The organism is uncultured Aquincola sp. (genome assembly GCF_964001545.1).
In the GTDB taxonomy this organism is placed as follows: Bacteria; Pseudomonadota; Gammaproteobacteria; order Burkholderiales; family Burkholderiaceae_C; genus Aquincola.
This window is the reverse complement of record NZ_CAXFDV010000553.1, coordinates 1-11764: the sequence shown is the minus strand read 5'-3', so window position 1 is coordinate 11764 and position 11764 is coordinate 1. Positions and strand designations below refer to the sequence as shown.

Below are 11764 nucleotides of genomic sequence, written 5' to 3'. Positions count from 1 at the left end.
GGCGCTTACGCCTGCGGCTCATCCCCACCCGAAGTCAGCAACGGAATGCTGCCTTCCGAGCCCGCACCCAGCAGGCCCACGCGGGTGTAGATGCCCAGCTTCTGGCGGGTGTCCTGGATGTCCAGGTTGCGCATCGTCAGCTGGCCGATGCGGTCGGCGGGGGTGAAGGCGCCTTCCACCTTTTCCATGCTCAGCCGCTCGGGCTGGTAGGTCAGGTTCTCGCTCACGGTGTCCATGATCGAGTAGTCGTTGCCGCGGCGCAGTTCCAGCGTCACTTCGCCGGTGATGGCGCGCGCCACCCAGCGCTGGGCCGATTCGCGCAGCATCATGCATTGCGGGTCGAACCAGCGGCCCTGGTACAGCAGGCGGCCCAGCTTGCGGCCGTTCACGCGGTACTGCTCGATGGTGTCTTCGTTGTGGATGCCGGTCACCAGCCGCTCATAGGCGATGTGCAGCAGCGCCATGCCCGGGGCTTCGTAGATGCCGCGGCTCTTGGCTTCGATGATGCGGTTCTCGATCTGGTCGCACATGCCCAGGCCGTGGCGGCCGCCGATGCGGTTGGCCTCTTCGAACAGCGCCACCGCGTTCGGGAAGGTCATGCCGTTCAGCGCCACCGGCACGCCTTCTTCGAAGCGCACGCTCACCGTCTCGGCCTTCACGGCCACGTCTTCTCGCCAGAAGGCCACGCCCATGATGGGCTTGACGATGTTCATGCCGGCGTTCAGGAACTCCAGGTCCTTGGCCTCGTGCGTGGCGCCCAGCATGTTGCTGTCGGTGCTGTAGGCCTTCTCGACGCTCATCTTGTAGTCGAAGCCGTTGGCGATGAGGTATTCGCTCATCTCCTTGCGGCCGCCCAGCTCGTCGATGAAGGTCTGGTCCAGCCAGGGCTTGTAGATGCGCAGCGCCGGGTTGGCCAGCAGGCCGTAGCGGTAGAAGCGCTCGATGTCGTTGCCCTTGTAGGTGCTGCCGTCGCCCCAGATGTTGACGCCGTCTTCACGCATGGCCACCACCAGCGCAGTGCCTGTCACGGCCCGGCCCAGCGGCGTGGTGTTGAAGTAGGTGGCGCCGCCGGTGGAGATGTGGAAGGCACCGCACTGGATGGCGGCGATGCCTTCGGCCACCAGCTGCGGGCGGCAGTCGATCAGGCGGGCGATGTCCGCGCCATAGGCCTTGGCCTTGCGCGGAATCTCTTCGTAGTCGCTCTCGTCGGGCTGGCCCAGGTTGGCCGTGTACGCGCAGGGAATGGCGCCCTTGGCGCGCATCCAGTGCACGGCGGCACTGGTGTCCAGGCCGCCCGAGAAGGCGATGCCGACGCGCTCGCCGGCGGGAAGGTTTTGCAGGATGGTCGCGGCCACGATGGTCTTTCGAGGGTGGAGCTGGGAATTCGGAAAACCCTCAAGTCTAGGCGGTGCGGCGCTCGCACCTCCCGCTGGGCTGCTTCGGCGGCCGTCGCCGCGGTGACATGCGGTACCGCGGGCATCCGTTCTACTGGGCGGCCAGGCCCACGATCTACCATCCCGCCATGAACGCACCCCAGGTCGAGATCATCGAAGAAGGCAGCGGCGCCGACACCATCGTGATGCTGCACGGCTGGCCCGACACGCACCACCTGTGGGACCCGCAGGTGGCCGCCTTCAAGGGCCGGTACCGCTGCGTGCGCTTCACGCTGCCGGGCTTCGACATCAGCCGCCCCATCGCCCGCGCCTACAGCCTGGACGAGGTCATCGCCGCCATCGCCGCGGTGGTCGACCGGGTGAGCCCCGGCAAGCCGGTGATTTTGCTGGTGCACGACTGGGGCTGCTTCTACGGCTACCAGTACCTGGCGCGCCATCCGCAGCGGGTGCAGCGGCTGATCGGCGTGGACATCGGCGATGCCGGCTCGCGCGCCAACCTGGCCGAGATGGGCGCCAAGGGCAAGTTGGGCGCGGTGGCCTACCAGCTCACGCTGGCCAGCGCCTGGAAGCTGCGTGGCAGCGTGGGCGATGCCATCGCCCGCCGCACCGCCAGGTTCTTCCGCGCGCCCGCGCCGCAAGAGCGCATCGGCGCGCAGATGGGCTACCCCTATGCGGTGCAGTGGTTCAAGGAAGCCGGCGGCTTTGGCCGGCCCAAGGCCTTTGCGCCCACGTGCCCCATGCTGTTCTTCTACGGCGAGCGCAAGCCCTTCATGTTCCACAGCAAGGCCTGGGCACAGAAGCTGGCCGCCAAGCCGGGCAACCGCGTGGTGGGGCTGCCCACCGGCCACTGGGTGATGGTGGGCCGGCCGGCCGAATTCAATGCAGCGGTGCTCGACTGGCTGGCCTCGCCGGTGCCGGCCGGGGCGGCCGAGGGGGCCGCGGCTGCCGCCGCTTCGCCTTGAGCATGCGCGCCTCGATGGTCAGGTGCAGCAGCGTGGCCAGCGCCAGCGGCACCAGGTAGTACATCGCGCGGTAGATCAGCAGCGAAGCCAGCAGCTCCCCGGCCGGTATGCGGTCCGACAGCAGAGCGACGAACACCGCCTCCAGCACGCCCAGGCCGGCCGGCACATGGGTGATGACGCCGGCGATGGCGGCAATGAGCAGCACGCCCAGCACCGTGGCATAGCCGATGCGCTGGTCCAGCAGCGTCCACACCATCGCGCCCATCAACATCCAGTTGGTGCACGACATGGCCAGCTGCAGCAGCGCCATGCGCCCGGTGGGCAGCGGCAGCTCATGCCCGCGCACCACCAGCAGCCGGCGCTTGGAGGCGAAGCAGGCCACCACATAGCCCGCCGCCACCAGCAGCAGCGCGCCGCCCAGCCATTGCAGCGGCGGTCCGGCGATGCGCCATTCGGCCGGCACTTCCAACAGGCCGGAGGCGAACACCGCCCCCGCCAGCACCAGGTAGCCCAGCCAGTTGGTGAGCATGCTGATGCCAAGGATGCGGCCGATGCGGGCGTTGTCCAGCCCCAGCCGCGAATACAGCCGGAAGCGGAAGGCCACGCCACCCACCAGCGACCCCAGGTTCAGGTTGAAGGCGTAGCTGATGAAGGTGGTGAGCATCACCTGCCAGGCGGGCAGGCGGTGGCCGGTGTAGTGCCGACCCAGCAGGTCGAAGCTGCTGTACAGCCCGTGGCTCGCGATGCCCAGGCCGGCGGCGAGCAGCAGCGCCGGCAGCGGGTGGTTGCCCGCAGCCGTCCACACCTGCGCCCAGTCGATGTTGCGGGCCTGCTTGACCAACAGCCACACCACCAGGCTGAAGAACAAGAGCGTGACGATGCGCCGCGCCCAGGGCCACCAGGCGCGGGCGGTCAGGCCCCGGCCCTTGGGGTTGTCCATCGGGCGGGCCCGGCTACAGGCGCAGCGGCGCCACCGTCGGCCGCGTGAGTTGCGGCAGCCGCGGCGCCCAGCGCGGAAACTTGCGGATGAAGTGGAAGACGATGTAGCTGCGGATCGTCGACCACAGGCTGGGCGGGTCGATCTGCGTCGCGTCCACTTCCTTGCAGGCGTTGTCCATCAGGTGCTGCAGCCGGCCGCTCAAGGTGGCGTTGAAGTCGCGGTCGCGGATGACGACGTTGGCCTCCAGGTTCAGCGACAGGCTCAGCGGGTCGAGGTTGCTCGAGCCCACGGTCGACCATTCGTCGTCCACCAGCGCCACCTTGCCGTGCAAGGGCCGCTCGCAGTATTCGAAGATGCGCACGCCGGCCTTCAACAGGTTGGCGTACAGCGTCTCGGCCGCGGCCTTGGCAATGGGCATGTCGGGCTCGCCCTGCAGGATCAGCACCACTTCCACGCCGCGGCGCGCCGCCTTGCGCAGCTCGCGGATGAAGCGGTAGCCCGGAAAGAAGTAGGCATTGGCGATGACCACACGCTTGCGGGCCGACCGGATGGCCGCGCGGTAGTGCCGCTCGATGTCGGTGGTGTGGTCGCGGTTGTCGCGGGTGATGAACATGGCCTGCGCCTGGCCCGCGGCATCCAGCGCCTTTTCGGCCTCGGGCTTGGCGCGGCGCAACCAGCGTCGGCTGGGCTGCACCACGCGCGCCGCAGCCTTGGTGAAGGCGTGGATGTGGCCGACGATGGGGCCGTGCACTTCCACCGCATAGTCCTGCTTGGCCTCGGGGCCGTAGTCGGCCAGGTGGTCGGCCGAATAATTGATGCCACCCACGAAAGCCTGCTTGCCGTCGATCACCACGATCTTGCGGTGCATGCGCCGCAGCATGTTGCGGCGCCAGCCCAGGATGGGCGGGGCAGGGTCGAACACGTGCAGCACCACGCCGGCTTCGCGCAGCGGGTCGGTGAAGGCGGGCGTCAGGTCGGGCGAGCCGAAGCCGTCGATCAACAGGTGCACCTGCGCGCCGTTGGCAGCGGCCTTCAGCAGCGCCTCGTGCAGGCCGCGGCCCACCTTGTCGTCGAACAGGATGAAGGTCTCGACGTACACCTCATGTTGCGCGGCGGCGATGCACTCGAACACGCGGGGGTAGAACGCTTCGCCGTTTTCAAGCAGCTCGAAGCGGTTGCCCGCCACCCAACGGTTGCTCATACCGCGATCTCCGCCGCCAGGGGCGCATGGTCAGACAGCTTGTCCCAAGGCTTCTTGGGCAGGATCACCGGCGCATGCACGCGGGCATTGCGCACGTAGATGCGGTCCAGCTGCAGCATCGGGAACGCGGCCGGAAAGCTGCGGGCCGAAGCGCCGGTGGCATGGGCATACACCTCGCGCAGGCCGGCCCGCGCCAGGATGCCGTGGGCGCGCACCCGCCAGTCGTTGAAGTCGCCGGCCACCACCACGGGTGCATCTTCAGGAATGCGCTTGTGCATCATCTGGCACAGCAGCTGCAGCTGCTTGACGCGGTGGCGTTCCTGCAGCCCCAGGTGCACGCAGATGGCATGCAGGTCGCGGCCGTCGGGCAGCTTGAGCACGCAGTGCAGCAGGCCGCGCTTTTCGGGGCCGGCGATGGACACGTCCAGGTTCTCGTAGTGCGCGATCGGGTACTTCGACAGCACCGCATTGCCGTGGTGGCCGTGCGGGTACACCGCGTTGCGGCCATAGGCGAACTCGGGCCAGATCTCGTCGGCCAGGAATTCGTAGTGCGGCGCTTCCGGCCAGCCCGCCCAGCGGGTGGAGTGGCGGGTGTGCGTGCCCAGCACTTCCTGCAGAAACACCACGTCGGCCGACACATGGCGCACTGCTTCGCGCAGCTCATGCAGGATGAACTTGCGGTTGAAGAAGGTGAAACCCTTGTGGGTGTTGACCGTCAGCACACGGGTGGTCACCGCGGGGGTGGCGGTGCCCGTTGCCGGGTCGGCGGGAGCTTCGGCCAGGGCGCTCATCGGTGCGTGGCAGGGGTGGTAACCATCCCGCCAGTTGTACCGAGGTGCCCGTCCGCAGGCTGTAGGAAAGCGCGCCGCGCGCGCGTGGCAAAGCGCTGAATCAGCGCGCCGCGGTGCGCAGCGGCAGCGTGTCCGCGCGGGCAAACAAGGTCTGCAGCGGCCGGGTTTCGGGCAGCACGTACACCACGCTGCGGCCGCGGCCCAGCACCGGAGCGATCACGTTTTCATAAAAGGGCACGGGCACCACCACGCAGCCCAGCGACACCCGCCGGTCGGCGAGCCGGGGCGAGGCCAGGCGCTGCTCGCGCGCCTGCTTCGAAGGACCCGGGCGCAGCCGGTGGATGGCAAAGGCGGCGTCGTAGTCCAGCCAGACGATGTCTTCGCCCTGCACGTTGCGGCCGGGCTCGGCCTCGAAGCGGCCGGCGGGCGTGGTGCGCTCCTGCGGCGCCACGTTGCCGGTCTGCGCCCGTTGGCCCACGCCGGGGGTGATGTCGTCGCCGGGCGCCAGACCCAGCAGCACCGGCGTGCGGGCGATGGGGTGGCCGCGACCGTCGAACACGGTCAGCAGCGCCTGCTGCTTGTCGACGATGGCGAAGGGCAGGCCACGGTGGTCGGCAGCCTGCACGATGTGCTGCCAGGCTTGGTCGGTGGCGGTGCGGGGGGTGCTTCCGTCGGCCGCGGGGCCGCTGGCATTGGCATGCGCCAGCGCGGCGGGGCTGCCGGCAGCGGCGAACAGGGCGGCGAGGGCAAACGTAACCGAGCGGCGGTGCACCAAGGACATCTGGCTTTCCACGGGGACTGTGCGAACAGTGCCTATCGGCACCGCGCCGCATGGTATCCAGCGGAAGTCGGACGCAACTAAGGGAAAAGACGGCACTTGGCCCGGAATTTTTGCGGTAGGAATGACCGGTACGGCCTGGCCTCCGGGTCAACCCGGAGTGGCGATGCGCGCCGTCGCGGCCGCCTGCCGTGCCTGCACATCGTACGAATGGAACACCGTGTGCACCGGGCGGGTCTCGGGCAGCACGTAGATCACAGCCTTGCCCTGGCGGAACAACGGCTCGATCTGCGCCTCGAAAAAGGCCACGGGCACGTTGATGCAACCGTAGGAGATGCGGTTGTCCGTGGGCGTGGGGCTGGCCAGGCGTTGCAGCCGGCGCTCGGCAGCCACCAGCGGGCGCACCCGGTGCATGGACACCGCGGCGTCGTAGTCCACCCACACCACGTCTTCACCGGTGGCATTGCTGCCCCGTTCGCCGATGAAGCGGCCGGCGGGCGTGGTGCGTTCTTCGGGCTTGACCAGCGGAATCGGCCGCTCGCCGATGCCGGGCACCGAGTCGTCGCCCTTGGCGGCGCCCAGCAGCACCGGCGTGCTGCCGGACAGACGGCCCTGCGCATCGAACACGTAGACGCGCGCATCGGTCTTGTCGACGATGACGAACGGCCGGTCGCCGTGGTCGCCCGCGTCCACCGACCAGTTGGCCACGTAGCGGGCGTCGGGCGAGGGTTGCTGGTCGCCGAAGTCGGCCAGGCGCGCCGGCGGTGGCACCGGCGGCGCGGGTGGCACCGGCAGGCCGGGCGTCAGCGTGGCAGGCGGCGCGACCAGGGCCAGCGTGGGCACCACAGCGGCGTTGCTGGCCGGCAGGATGTCCAGCGCACGGCCCACCGGCGGCAGCGTGAGCACCAGCACCGCGGCGGCCACCAGCAGGCCCCGCTGCACGCCTTCCACCACCTCGCAGCGCGGCCGGTCCTCAGGCTGCGAGAGCGCGGGTGCGGGTCGCAGTCGGCCGGCGGCGGTATCGGCGGGGCTCAGGCGCGGTTCGGGCGCCAGGGGGCGGTGGTGCAGGGCCATGGCAGCGTCCTGTTCAAGCTGGCGGGCACTCCTGCCCGCTGCATGGACAAAAGGAGCCGCGGCGCAAGGCCGGGCTCCTCTCGGTCCGGCGCGTCGGGCCGCAAGGGCCCGGTGCGCCGGGAGCGCGCGCTCAGGGCGCGCGTTCGGTCCGCTCAGTCGCCCGCTCAGTTGCGGTCGGCACGGGCCGGGCGCTGGCCGTTGTTCATCGTGCCCATGTTGCTGTTGGACGAGTTGTCCATGCTGCTGCCCGACATCGAGCCCGACGAGGTGCTGCCGCTGTTCATGTTGCCCGTGGTGGACCCGGTGGCGCCGGTGCCGCCGTTGGTCACCTGGTTGCTGTTGTTCTCCTGCGTGCCGGTGCCGCGCGGGTTGGTGTTGCTGTTCATCGTGCCGGCGTCGGTGCGGGCGCTGGGGGCGGCGGTGGAGCCGCTGGTGCTGCCGCTGGTCGTGGAGCCGCTGGACATGCTGTTGTTGGGGGCGGTGCCGTTCTGGCTGCCGCTGCTCAGCTGGCTGTTGGTGGTGCCGGTGGTGGAGGTGGCCGACCCTTGGGCCACGGCCAGACCGAAGGAGCCTGCCAGTGCGGCGGCGGCGATGATCGCGGTGATCGACTGCTTGGTGCTCATGTCCGTACTCCTAGTGGTGATGAGTGGTCTTCAAGGCCGGCTTGTCTGGCCTGGAATCCACTCTAGGAGTCCTGCCGAGGCGGGTGAGTCGGCCGCAGGCCCCGGTGCATGTAGGACATGAGCACGGCGCCGCAGGGGGCGCCGAGGAACGCTGATTACGCCTGGATACGGTGTATCCGGAGGGCTGTGTGCCCCGGGGTTCAGTGGCGCTTGGCCAGCCGCGACAGCATGGCGGCCACTTGCGTCTCGGCCGCCACGGCCTGTTCCAGCGGCGAACGGCACAGGCCCGAGTGCTCGTAGTGCAGGTTCTCGTACAGCTCGGCGGTGGCCGGGTGGGCGGCCAGCACCGCATTGAGCGCCTCCTGAGGCAGCCCGTCTTCCTGCAGCAGCGACTTCAGCCGCGCCACCAGCTGCTGGTATTGCGCGGGCGACGCGGCGCCCGGCTGGTTCTCCAGCCGCTCCAGCAGCCGGGCCAGCGCGATGATGGTTTCGAGGCGGGCCCGCAGCTCGGCCGAGCGGGCGGGAGAGGAGCTAGAAGAGGCGGCCATGAGGTGTCCTTGCGGTGTTGAAGGGTGGCCGGCAGGGCTGGCCATGCACTTCAACTGCGGGCAGGGAGCGTCAGTTCAAGGCCGCGAGCGTGAGCGAGTGCCCTCGGTTCCGCCGGGCCGCCCCAAGGAACCGAGCTCCCCCTCGGGGGGACGCGAGCGTCAGCGAGCTTGGGGGCCCCATTCAATCCGCCCCGCTCTCCGCGGCGATCTGGCGCAATGCCTGCAGGTACACCTCCGGCGGCTGCCCGCCCTGCAGCAGGTGGCGGTGGTTCACCACCACAGAAGGCACCGCGCGGATGCCCTGGGACTGCCAGTAGGCCTCGGCCTCGCGCACCTCCTCGGCGTAGTCGCCGCTGGCCAGCACCTCGCGCGCGGCTTCGGGGTCCAGGCCCACCTGGCCCACCACGTCCACCAGCACCTCATGGTCCGAAGGGTCGCGGCCCTCGGTGAAGTAGGCCACCAGCAGCGCCTTTTTCAGCGCCAGCTGCAGCGTGGTGTCGGGCTGCAGGCCGGCCCAGTGCAGCAGCCGGTGCGCATCGAAGGTGTTGTAGATGCGGGTGCGCGCCCCGATGGTGAAGGTGAAGCCCACCTGCTCGCCGCGCTGGCGGATGGTCTCGCGGTTGGCCGCGTTCTGCTCGGCGCTGGTGCGGTACTTGCGGCTCAGGTGCTGGTCGATGTCTTCGCCTTCGGGCGCCATGTCGGGGTTGAGCTCGAACGGCTGGAAGTGCAGGTCCACCGCAATCTCGCCTTCGAGCTCGGCCAGCGCCGATTCGAGCGAGGTGAGGCCGATGGCGCACCAGGGGCAGGCCACGTCGGAAACGAAATCGATCTTCATGGGGCAGGGCATTGAGTCGGCAATGGGCGTATTGCATCACCGTTGCGCAAGACCACTATCCTTGCGCGCCATGCGACTCCTGTTGGTGGAAGACGACCGAATGATCGGCAGCACGCTGCGCCAGGCGCTGCGGCTGGAAGGGCACGCGGTGGACTGGGTGTACGACGCTCGTGCCGCCCTCAACACCCTGGGCAGCGAGGCCTTTGCGCTGGTGCTGCTGGACCTGGGCCTGCCCGAGCCTGGACGCCTGGGCAGCGGGCTTGACGTGCTGCGCCAGATGCGCGCCCGCGGCGACCTGACGCCGGTGATCGTGCTCACCGCTCGCGATGCGCTGGAAGACCGCGTGGCGGGGCTGGATGCCGGGGCCGACGACTACCTGGTCAAGCCCTTCGAGCTGGACGAACTGGCCGCCCGCATGCGCGCCGTGCTGCGCCGCCATGCCGGCCGCGCGGCGCCGGTGCTGCAACACGCCGGCATCACGCTGGACCCGGCCACACGGCAGGTGGCGCGCGACGGCGCGCCGGTGCTGCTGTCGGCGCGCGAGTTTGCCCTGCTGGAAGCGCTGATGGCCCGGCCGGGCGCCATCCTGTCGCGCCAGCAGCTCGAGGACAAGCTCTACGGCTGGGGCGAAGAGGTGGAGAGCAACACCGTCTCGGTCTACATCCACCAGCTGCGACGCAAGCTGGGCGCCGACGTCATCCGCACCATGCGCGGGTTGGGCTACTACCTCGGCCAGCGTGGCGACGCCGCCGCGCCCGAGGCCGACGCATGAGGTCGATCCGCGCGCGGCTGCTGGCCTCGCTGCTGGGGGCGCTGCTGCTGGCGGTGCTGGTGCTGGCCGGCGCCACCTACCGCAATGCACTGCACGAGACCGAGGCGCTGTTCGACTATCAGCTCAAGCAGATGGCGCTGTCGCTGCGCGACCAGGGCGAGATTGCGCCGGGCAGTGCCGATGCCGACCTCGACTTCGTGGTGCAGATCTGGTCGGTGGATGGCCGGGCCATCTATGCCTCGCGCCCGCACCCGGCGCTGCCCACCCGCGCCATCCTGGGCCTGGCCGACGTGCAGGTGGGCAACCAGACCTGGCGCACCTACAGCGTGGCCACCTTCAGCCGCGTGATCCAGGTGGCGCAGCCGCGGCAGATCCGCGAGCGCGTGGCCGCCGACGCCGCCTGGCGTGCGGTGCTGCCGCTGCTGCTGATGGCACCGGTGCTGGCGCTGGCGGTGGGCTGGCTGGTGCAACGATCACTGGCGCCTTTGCAGCGCCTGTCGCGCGAAGTGAAGCTGCGCGACGCCGAATCGCTGGCGCCCTTGCCCGACGGTGGCCTGCCCGACGAGGTGGCGCCGCTGGTGGGCAGCCTCAATGCACTGCTGCAGCGGCTGGGCGCCGCCTTCGACACCCAGCGCGCCTTCGTGGCCGATGCCGCGCATGAGCTGCGCTCGCCGCTCACCGCACTCAAGCTGCAGGTGCAGCTGCTGGGCCGCGTGCGCGACGAGGCCGCCCGCGCCGAAGCCACCGCCGCGCTGGCCGCCGGCGTGGACCGTGCCACGCGTCTGGTGGAACAGCTGCTGACCCTGGCCCGCAACGAACCCGGCAGCCGCCAACCCACCCTCAAGCCGTTGGACCTGGGCGCGCTGGTGCAGCAGGCCCTGGCCGACAGCGCCACGCTGGCCCTGGCGCGCGGCAGCACGCTGGCGCTGGATGCGGCCCCGGGCCTGGTGGTGCAGGGCGACAACGCCGGCCTGACCGCGCTGGCCCGCAACCTGGCCGACAACGCCCTGCGCCACAGCCCGCCCGGTGCCACGGTGCAGGTGAGCGTGCAACGCCAAGGCGATGTCGCGGTGCTGACGGTGGACGACAGCGGCCCGGGCATCCCCGAGCCCGACCGCGCCCAGGCTTTCGACCGCTTCTGGCGGCGGGAGCCGGCGCACCAGGGCATGGAAGCGGCAGGCGGCAGCGGGTTGGGCCTTGCCATCGTGAAAGGCGTGGCCGACCGGCACGGAGCCCGGTTGTCTTTGGAGACTTCGCCGTTGGGTGGGTTGCGGGTGGTGTGCGTGTTTCCGTTGGGCGCTGATGCTTGAGGCTTGATGTGCTGGCGCGCTGGGCCAGCGGGGTACTTACCTCCGGGACTGTCCCCCGGCTTCGGCTACGCCGAAGCCTCCTCCTTTATGTCCCTGCGGCAAGCACCCCCGCCGGCCCCGGCACTGGCCACTGCCCGTGGTGGATGTGCCGTTGAACAGCGCATCGCTGGGGCTGAGTGGCTAGTGCGAGGGGTGTTTCGTCCGACGCGACAGCGAGCCCCAGCGAGAGGGTGGGGTGCTGGGCGCAGGGACATAAAGGAGGAGGCTTCGGCGCAGCCGAAGCCGGGGGACAGTCCCGGAGCTCAGTACCCCGCCCGCTCGCCGCGATCAAGCACATACGGCCCCGCCCAAACCAGCCAGTCTTAATCTTCGCTTCACCCCCGCCTAATCTCCGGCTCACCGCCGCTCTGCATCATGGCCAGCAAGCGGAATCCCCCGCAAAGCCCCGAGCAAGGAGAGCAAGCCATGACCCGAATCAAACCCCTCGTCGGTGCCCTCGCCGCCGCAGGCGTGCTGGCGGGCGCCAGTGCCGGCGC

The 11764-nt window shown here is 69.8% G+C and carries 12 protein-coding genes; 3 read left to right on the top strand and 9 right to left on the bottom strand.

The window, feature by feature from the left end; translation table 11 throughout:
• Positions 1-5: 5 nt before the first annotated feature.
• Positions 6-1355: an argininosuccinate synthase gene (gene argG, locus ABNT58_RS19050; protein ID WP_348755014.1), complete on the bottom strand. Its 1350-nt coding sequence runs from the start codon at positions 1353-1355 to the stop codon at positions 6-8.
• A gap of 167 nt (positions 1356-1522) precedes the next feature.
• Here argG and ABNT58_RS19045 point away from each other — a divergent pair, with 167 nt between their 5' ends.
• Positions 1523-2356, top strand: coding sequence for an alpha/beta hydrolase (locus ABNT58_RS19045; protein ID WP_348755013.1), 834 nt, complete (start codon positions 1523-1525; stop codon positions 2354-2356).
• Here the strand turns inward: ABNT58_RS19045 and ABNT58_RS19040 are convergent.
• From ABNT58_RS19040 to ABNT58_RS19005, 8 genes are all read right to left on the bottom strand, one after another.
• Positions 2271-3296 (bottom strand): lysylphosphatidylglycerol synthase domain-containing protein, encoded by a 1026-nt coding sequence (locus ABNT58_RS19040; RefSeq protein WP_348755012.1) that lies wholly within the window; start codon positions 3294-3296, stop codon positions 2271-2273. The two genes, ABNT58_RS19045 and ABNT58_RS19040, sit on opposite strands and share 86 nt — an antisense overlap.
• A gap of 13 nt (positions 3297-3309) precedes the next feature.
• Positions 3310-4497 carry a cardiolipin synthase ClsB gene (gene clsB / locus ABNT58_RS19035; RefSeq protein WP_348755011.1) on the bottom strand — a complete coding sequence of 396 codons (1188 nt, stop codon included), beginning with the start codon at positions 4495-4497 and terminating at the stop codon, positions 3310-3312.
• Positions 4494-5288 (bottom strand): endonuclease/exonuclease/phosphatase family protein, encoded by a 795-nt coding sequence (locus ABNT58_RS19030; protein ID WP_348755010.1) that lies wholly within the window; start codon positions 5286-5288, stop codon positions 4494-4496. Before ABNT58_RS19030 ends, clsB begins: the two co-directional genes overlap by 4 nt.
• A gap of 100 nt (positions 5289-5388) precedes the next feature.
• Positions 5389-6069, bottom strand: coding sequence for a L,D-transpeptidase (locus ABNT58_RS19025; protein ID WP_348755009.1), 681 nt, complete (start codon positions 6067-6069; stop codon positions 5389-5391).
• A 147-nt stretch (positions 6070-6216) separates the two neighbouring features.
• The gene (locus ABNT58_RS19020) at positions 6217-7140 is read right to left on the bottom strand and encodes a hypothetical protein (RefSeq protein ID WP_348755008.1); all 924 of its coding nucleotides are present in this window, start codon (positions 7138-7140) and stop codon (positions 6217-6219) included.
• 164 nt (positions 7141-7304) lie between these two features.
• Complete coding sequence (locus tag ABNT58_RS19015) at positions 7305-7763, bottom strand: hypothetical protein (RefSeq protein WP_348755007.1); 459 nt, start codon at positions 7761-7763, stop codon at positions 7305-7307.
• A gap of 200 nt (positions 7764-7963) precedes the next feature.
• Complete coding sequence (locus ABNT58_RS19010) at positions 7964-8311, bottom strand: hypothetical protein (RefSeq protein ID WP_348755006.1); 348 nt, start codon at positions 8309-8311, stop codon at positions 7964-7966.
• A gap of 181 nt (positions 8312-8492) precedes the next feature.
• Positions 8493-9158, bottom strand: a complete 666-nt coding sequence (locus tag ABNT58_RS19005; RefSeq protein WP_348755005.1) for a DsbA family oxidoreductase — start codon at positions 9156-9158, stop codon at positions 8493-8495.
• A gap of 58 nt (positions 9159-9216) precedes the next feature.
• Here ABNT58_RS19005 and ABNT58_RS19000 point away from each other — a divergent pair, with 58 nt between their 5' ends.
• Entirely contained in the window at positions 9217-9918 is a 702-nt protein-coding gene (locus ABNT58_RS19000) for a response regulator transcription factor (RefSeq protein ID WP_348755004.1), read from the top strand.
• Positions 9915-11228 (top strand): ATP-binding protein, encoded by a 1314-nt coding sequence (locus ABNT58_RS18995; protein ID WP_348755003.1) that lies wholly within the window; start codon positions 9915-9917, stop codon positions 11226-11228. The genes ABNT58_RS19000 and ABNT58_RS18995 overlap by 4 nt, the downstream gene beginning before the upstream one ends.
• Positions 11229-11764 lie beyond the last annotated feature (536 nt).

Excerpts from the sequence above, each read along its gene's own strand:
- clsB (WP_348755011.1), bottom strand. The coding sequence starts at position 4,497 with ATGAGCAACCGTTGGGTGGCGGGCAACCGCTTCGAGCTGCTTGAAAAC.
- ABNT58_RS19015 (WP_348755007.1), bottom strand. The coding sequence starts at position 7,763 with ATGAGCACCAAGCAGTCGATCACCGCGATCATCGCCGCCGCCGCACTG.
- ABNT58_RS19030 (WP_348755010.1), bottom strand. The coding sequence starts at position 5,288 with ATGAGCGCCCTGGCCGAAGCTCCCGCCGACCCGGCAACGGGCACCGCC.
- ABNT58_RS19045 (WP_348755013.1), top strand. The coding sequence starts at position 1,523 with ATGAACGCACCCCAGGTCGAGATCATCGAAGAAGGCAGCGGCGCCGAC.
- ABNT58_RS19025 (WP_348755009.1), bottom strand. The coding sequence starts at position 6,069 with ATGTCCTTGGTGCACCGCCGCTCGGTTACGTTTGCCCTCGCCGCCCTG.
- ABNT58_RS19010 (WP_348755006.1), bottom strand. The coding sequence starts at position 8,311 with ATGGCCGCCTCTTCTAGCTCCTCTCCCGCCCGCTCGGCCGAGCTGCGG.
- ABNT58_RS19005 (WP_348755005.1), bottom strand. The coding sequence starts at position 9,158 with ATGCCCTGCCCCATGAAGATCGATTTCGTTTCCGACGTGGCCTGCCCC.
- ABNT58_RS19020 (WP_348755008.1), bottom strand. The coding sequence starts at position 7,140 with ATGGCCCTGCACCACCGCCCCCTGGCGCCCGAACCGCGCCTGAGCCCC.
- ABNT58_RS19000 (WP_348755004.1), top strand. The coding sequence starts at position 9,217 with ATGCGACTCCTGTTGGTGGAAGACGACCGAATGATCGGCAGCACGCTG.
- ABNT58_RS19040 (WP_348755012.1), bottom strand. The coding sequence starts at position 3,296 with ATGGACAACCCCAAGGGCCGGGGCCTGACCGCCCGCGCCTGGTGGCCC.
- ABNT58_RS18995 (WP_348755003.1), top strand. The coding sequence starts at position 9,915 with ATGAGGTCGATCCGCGCGCGGCTGCTGGCCTCGCTGCTGGGGGCGCTG.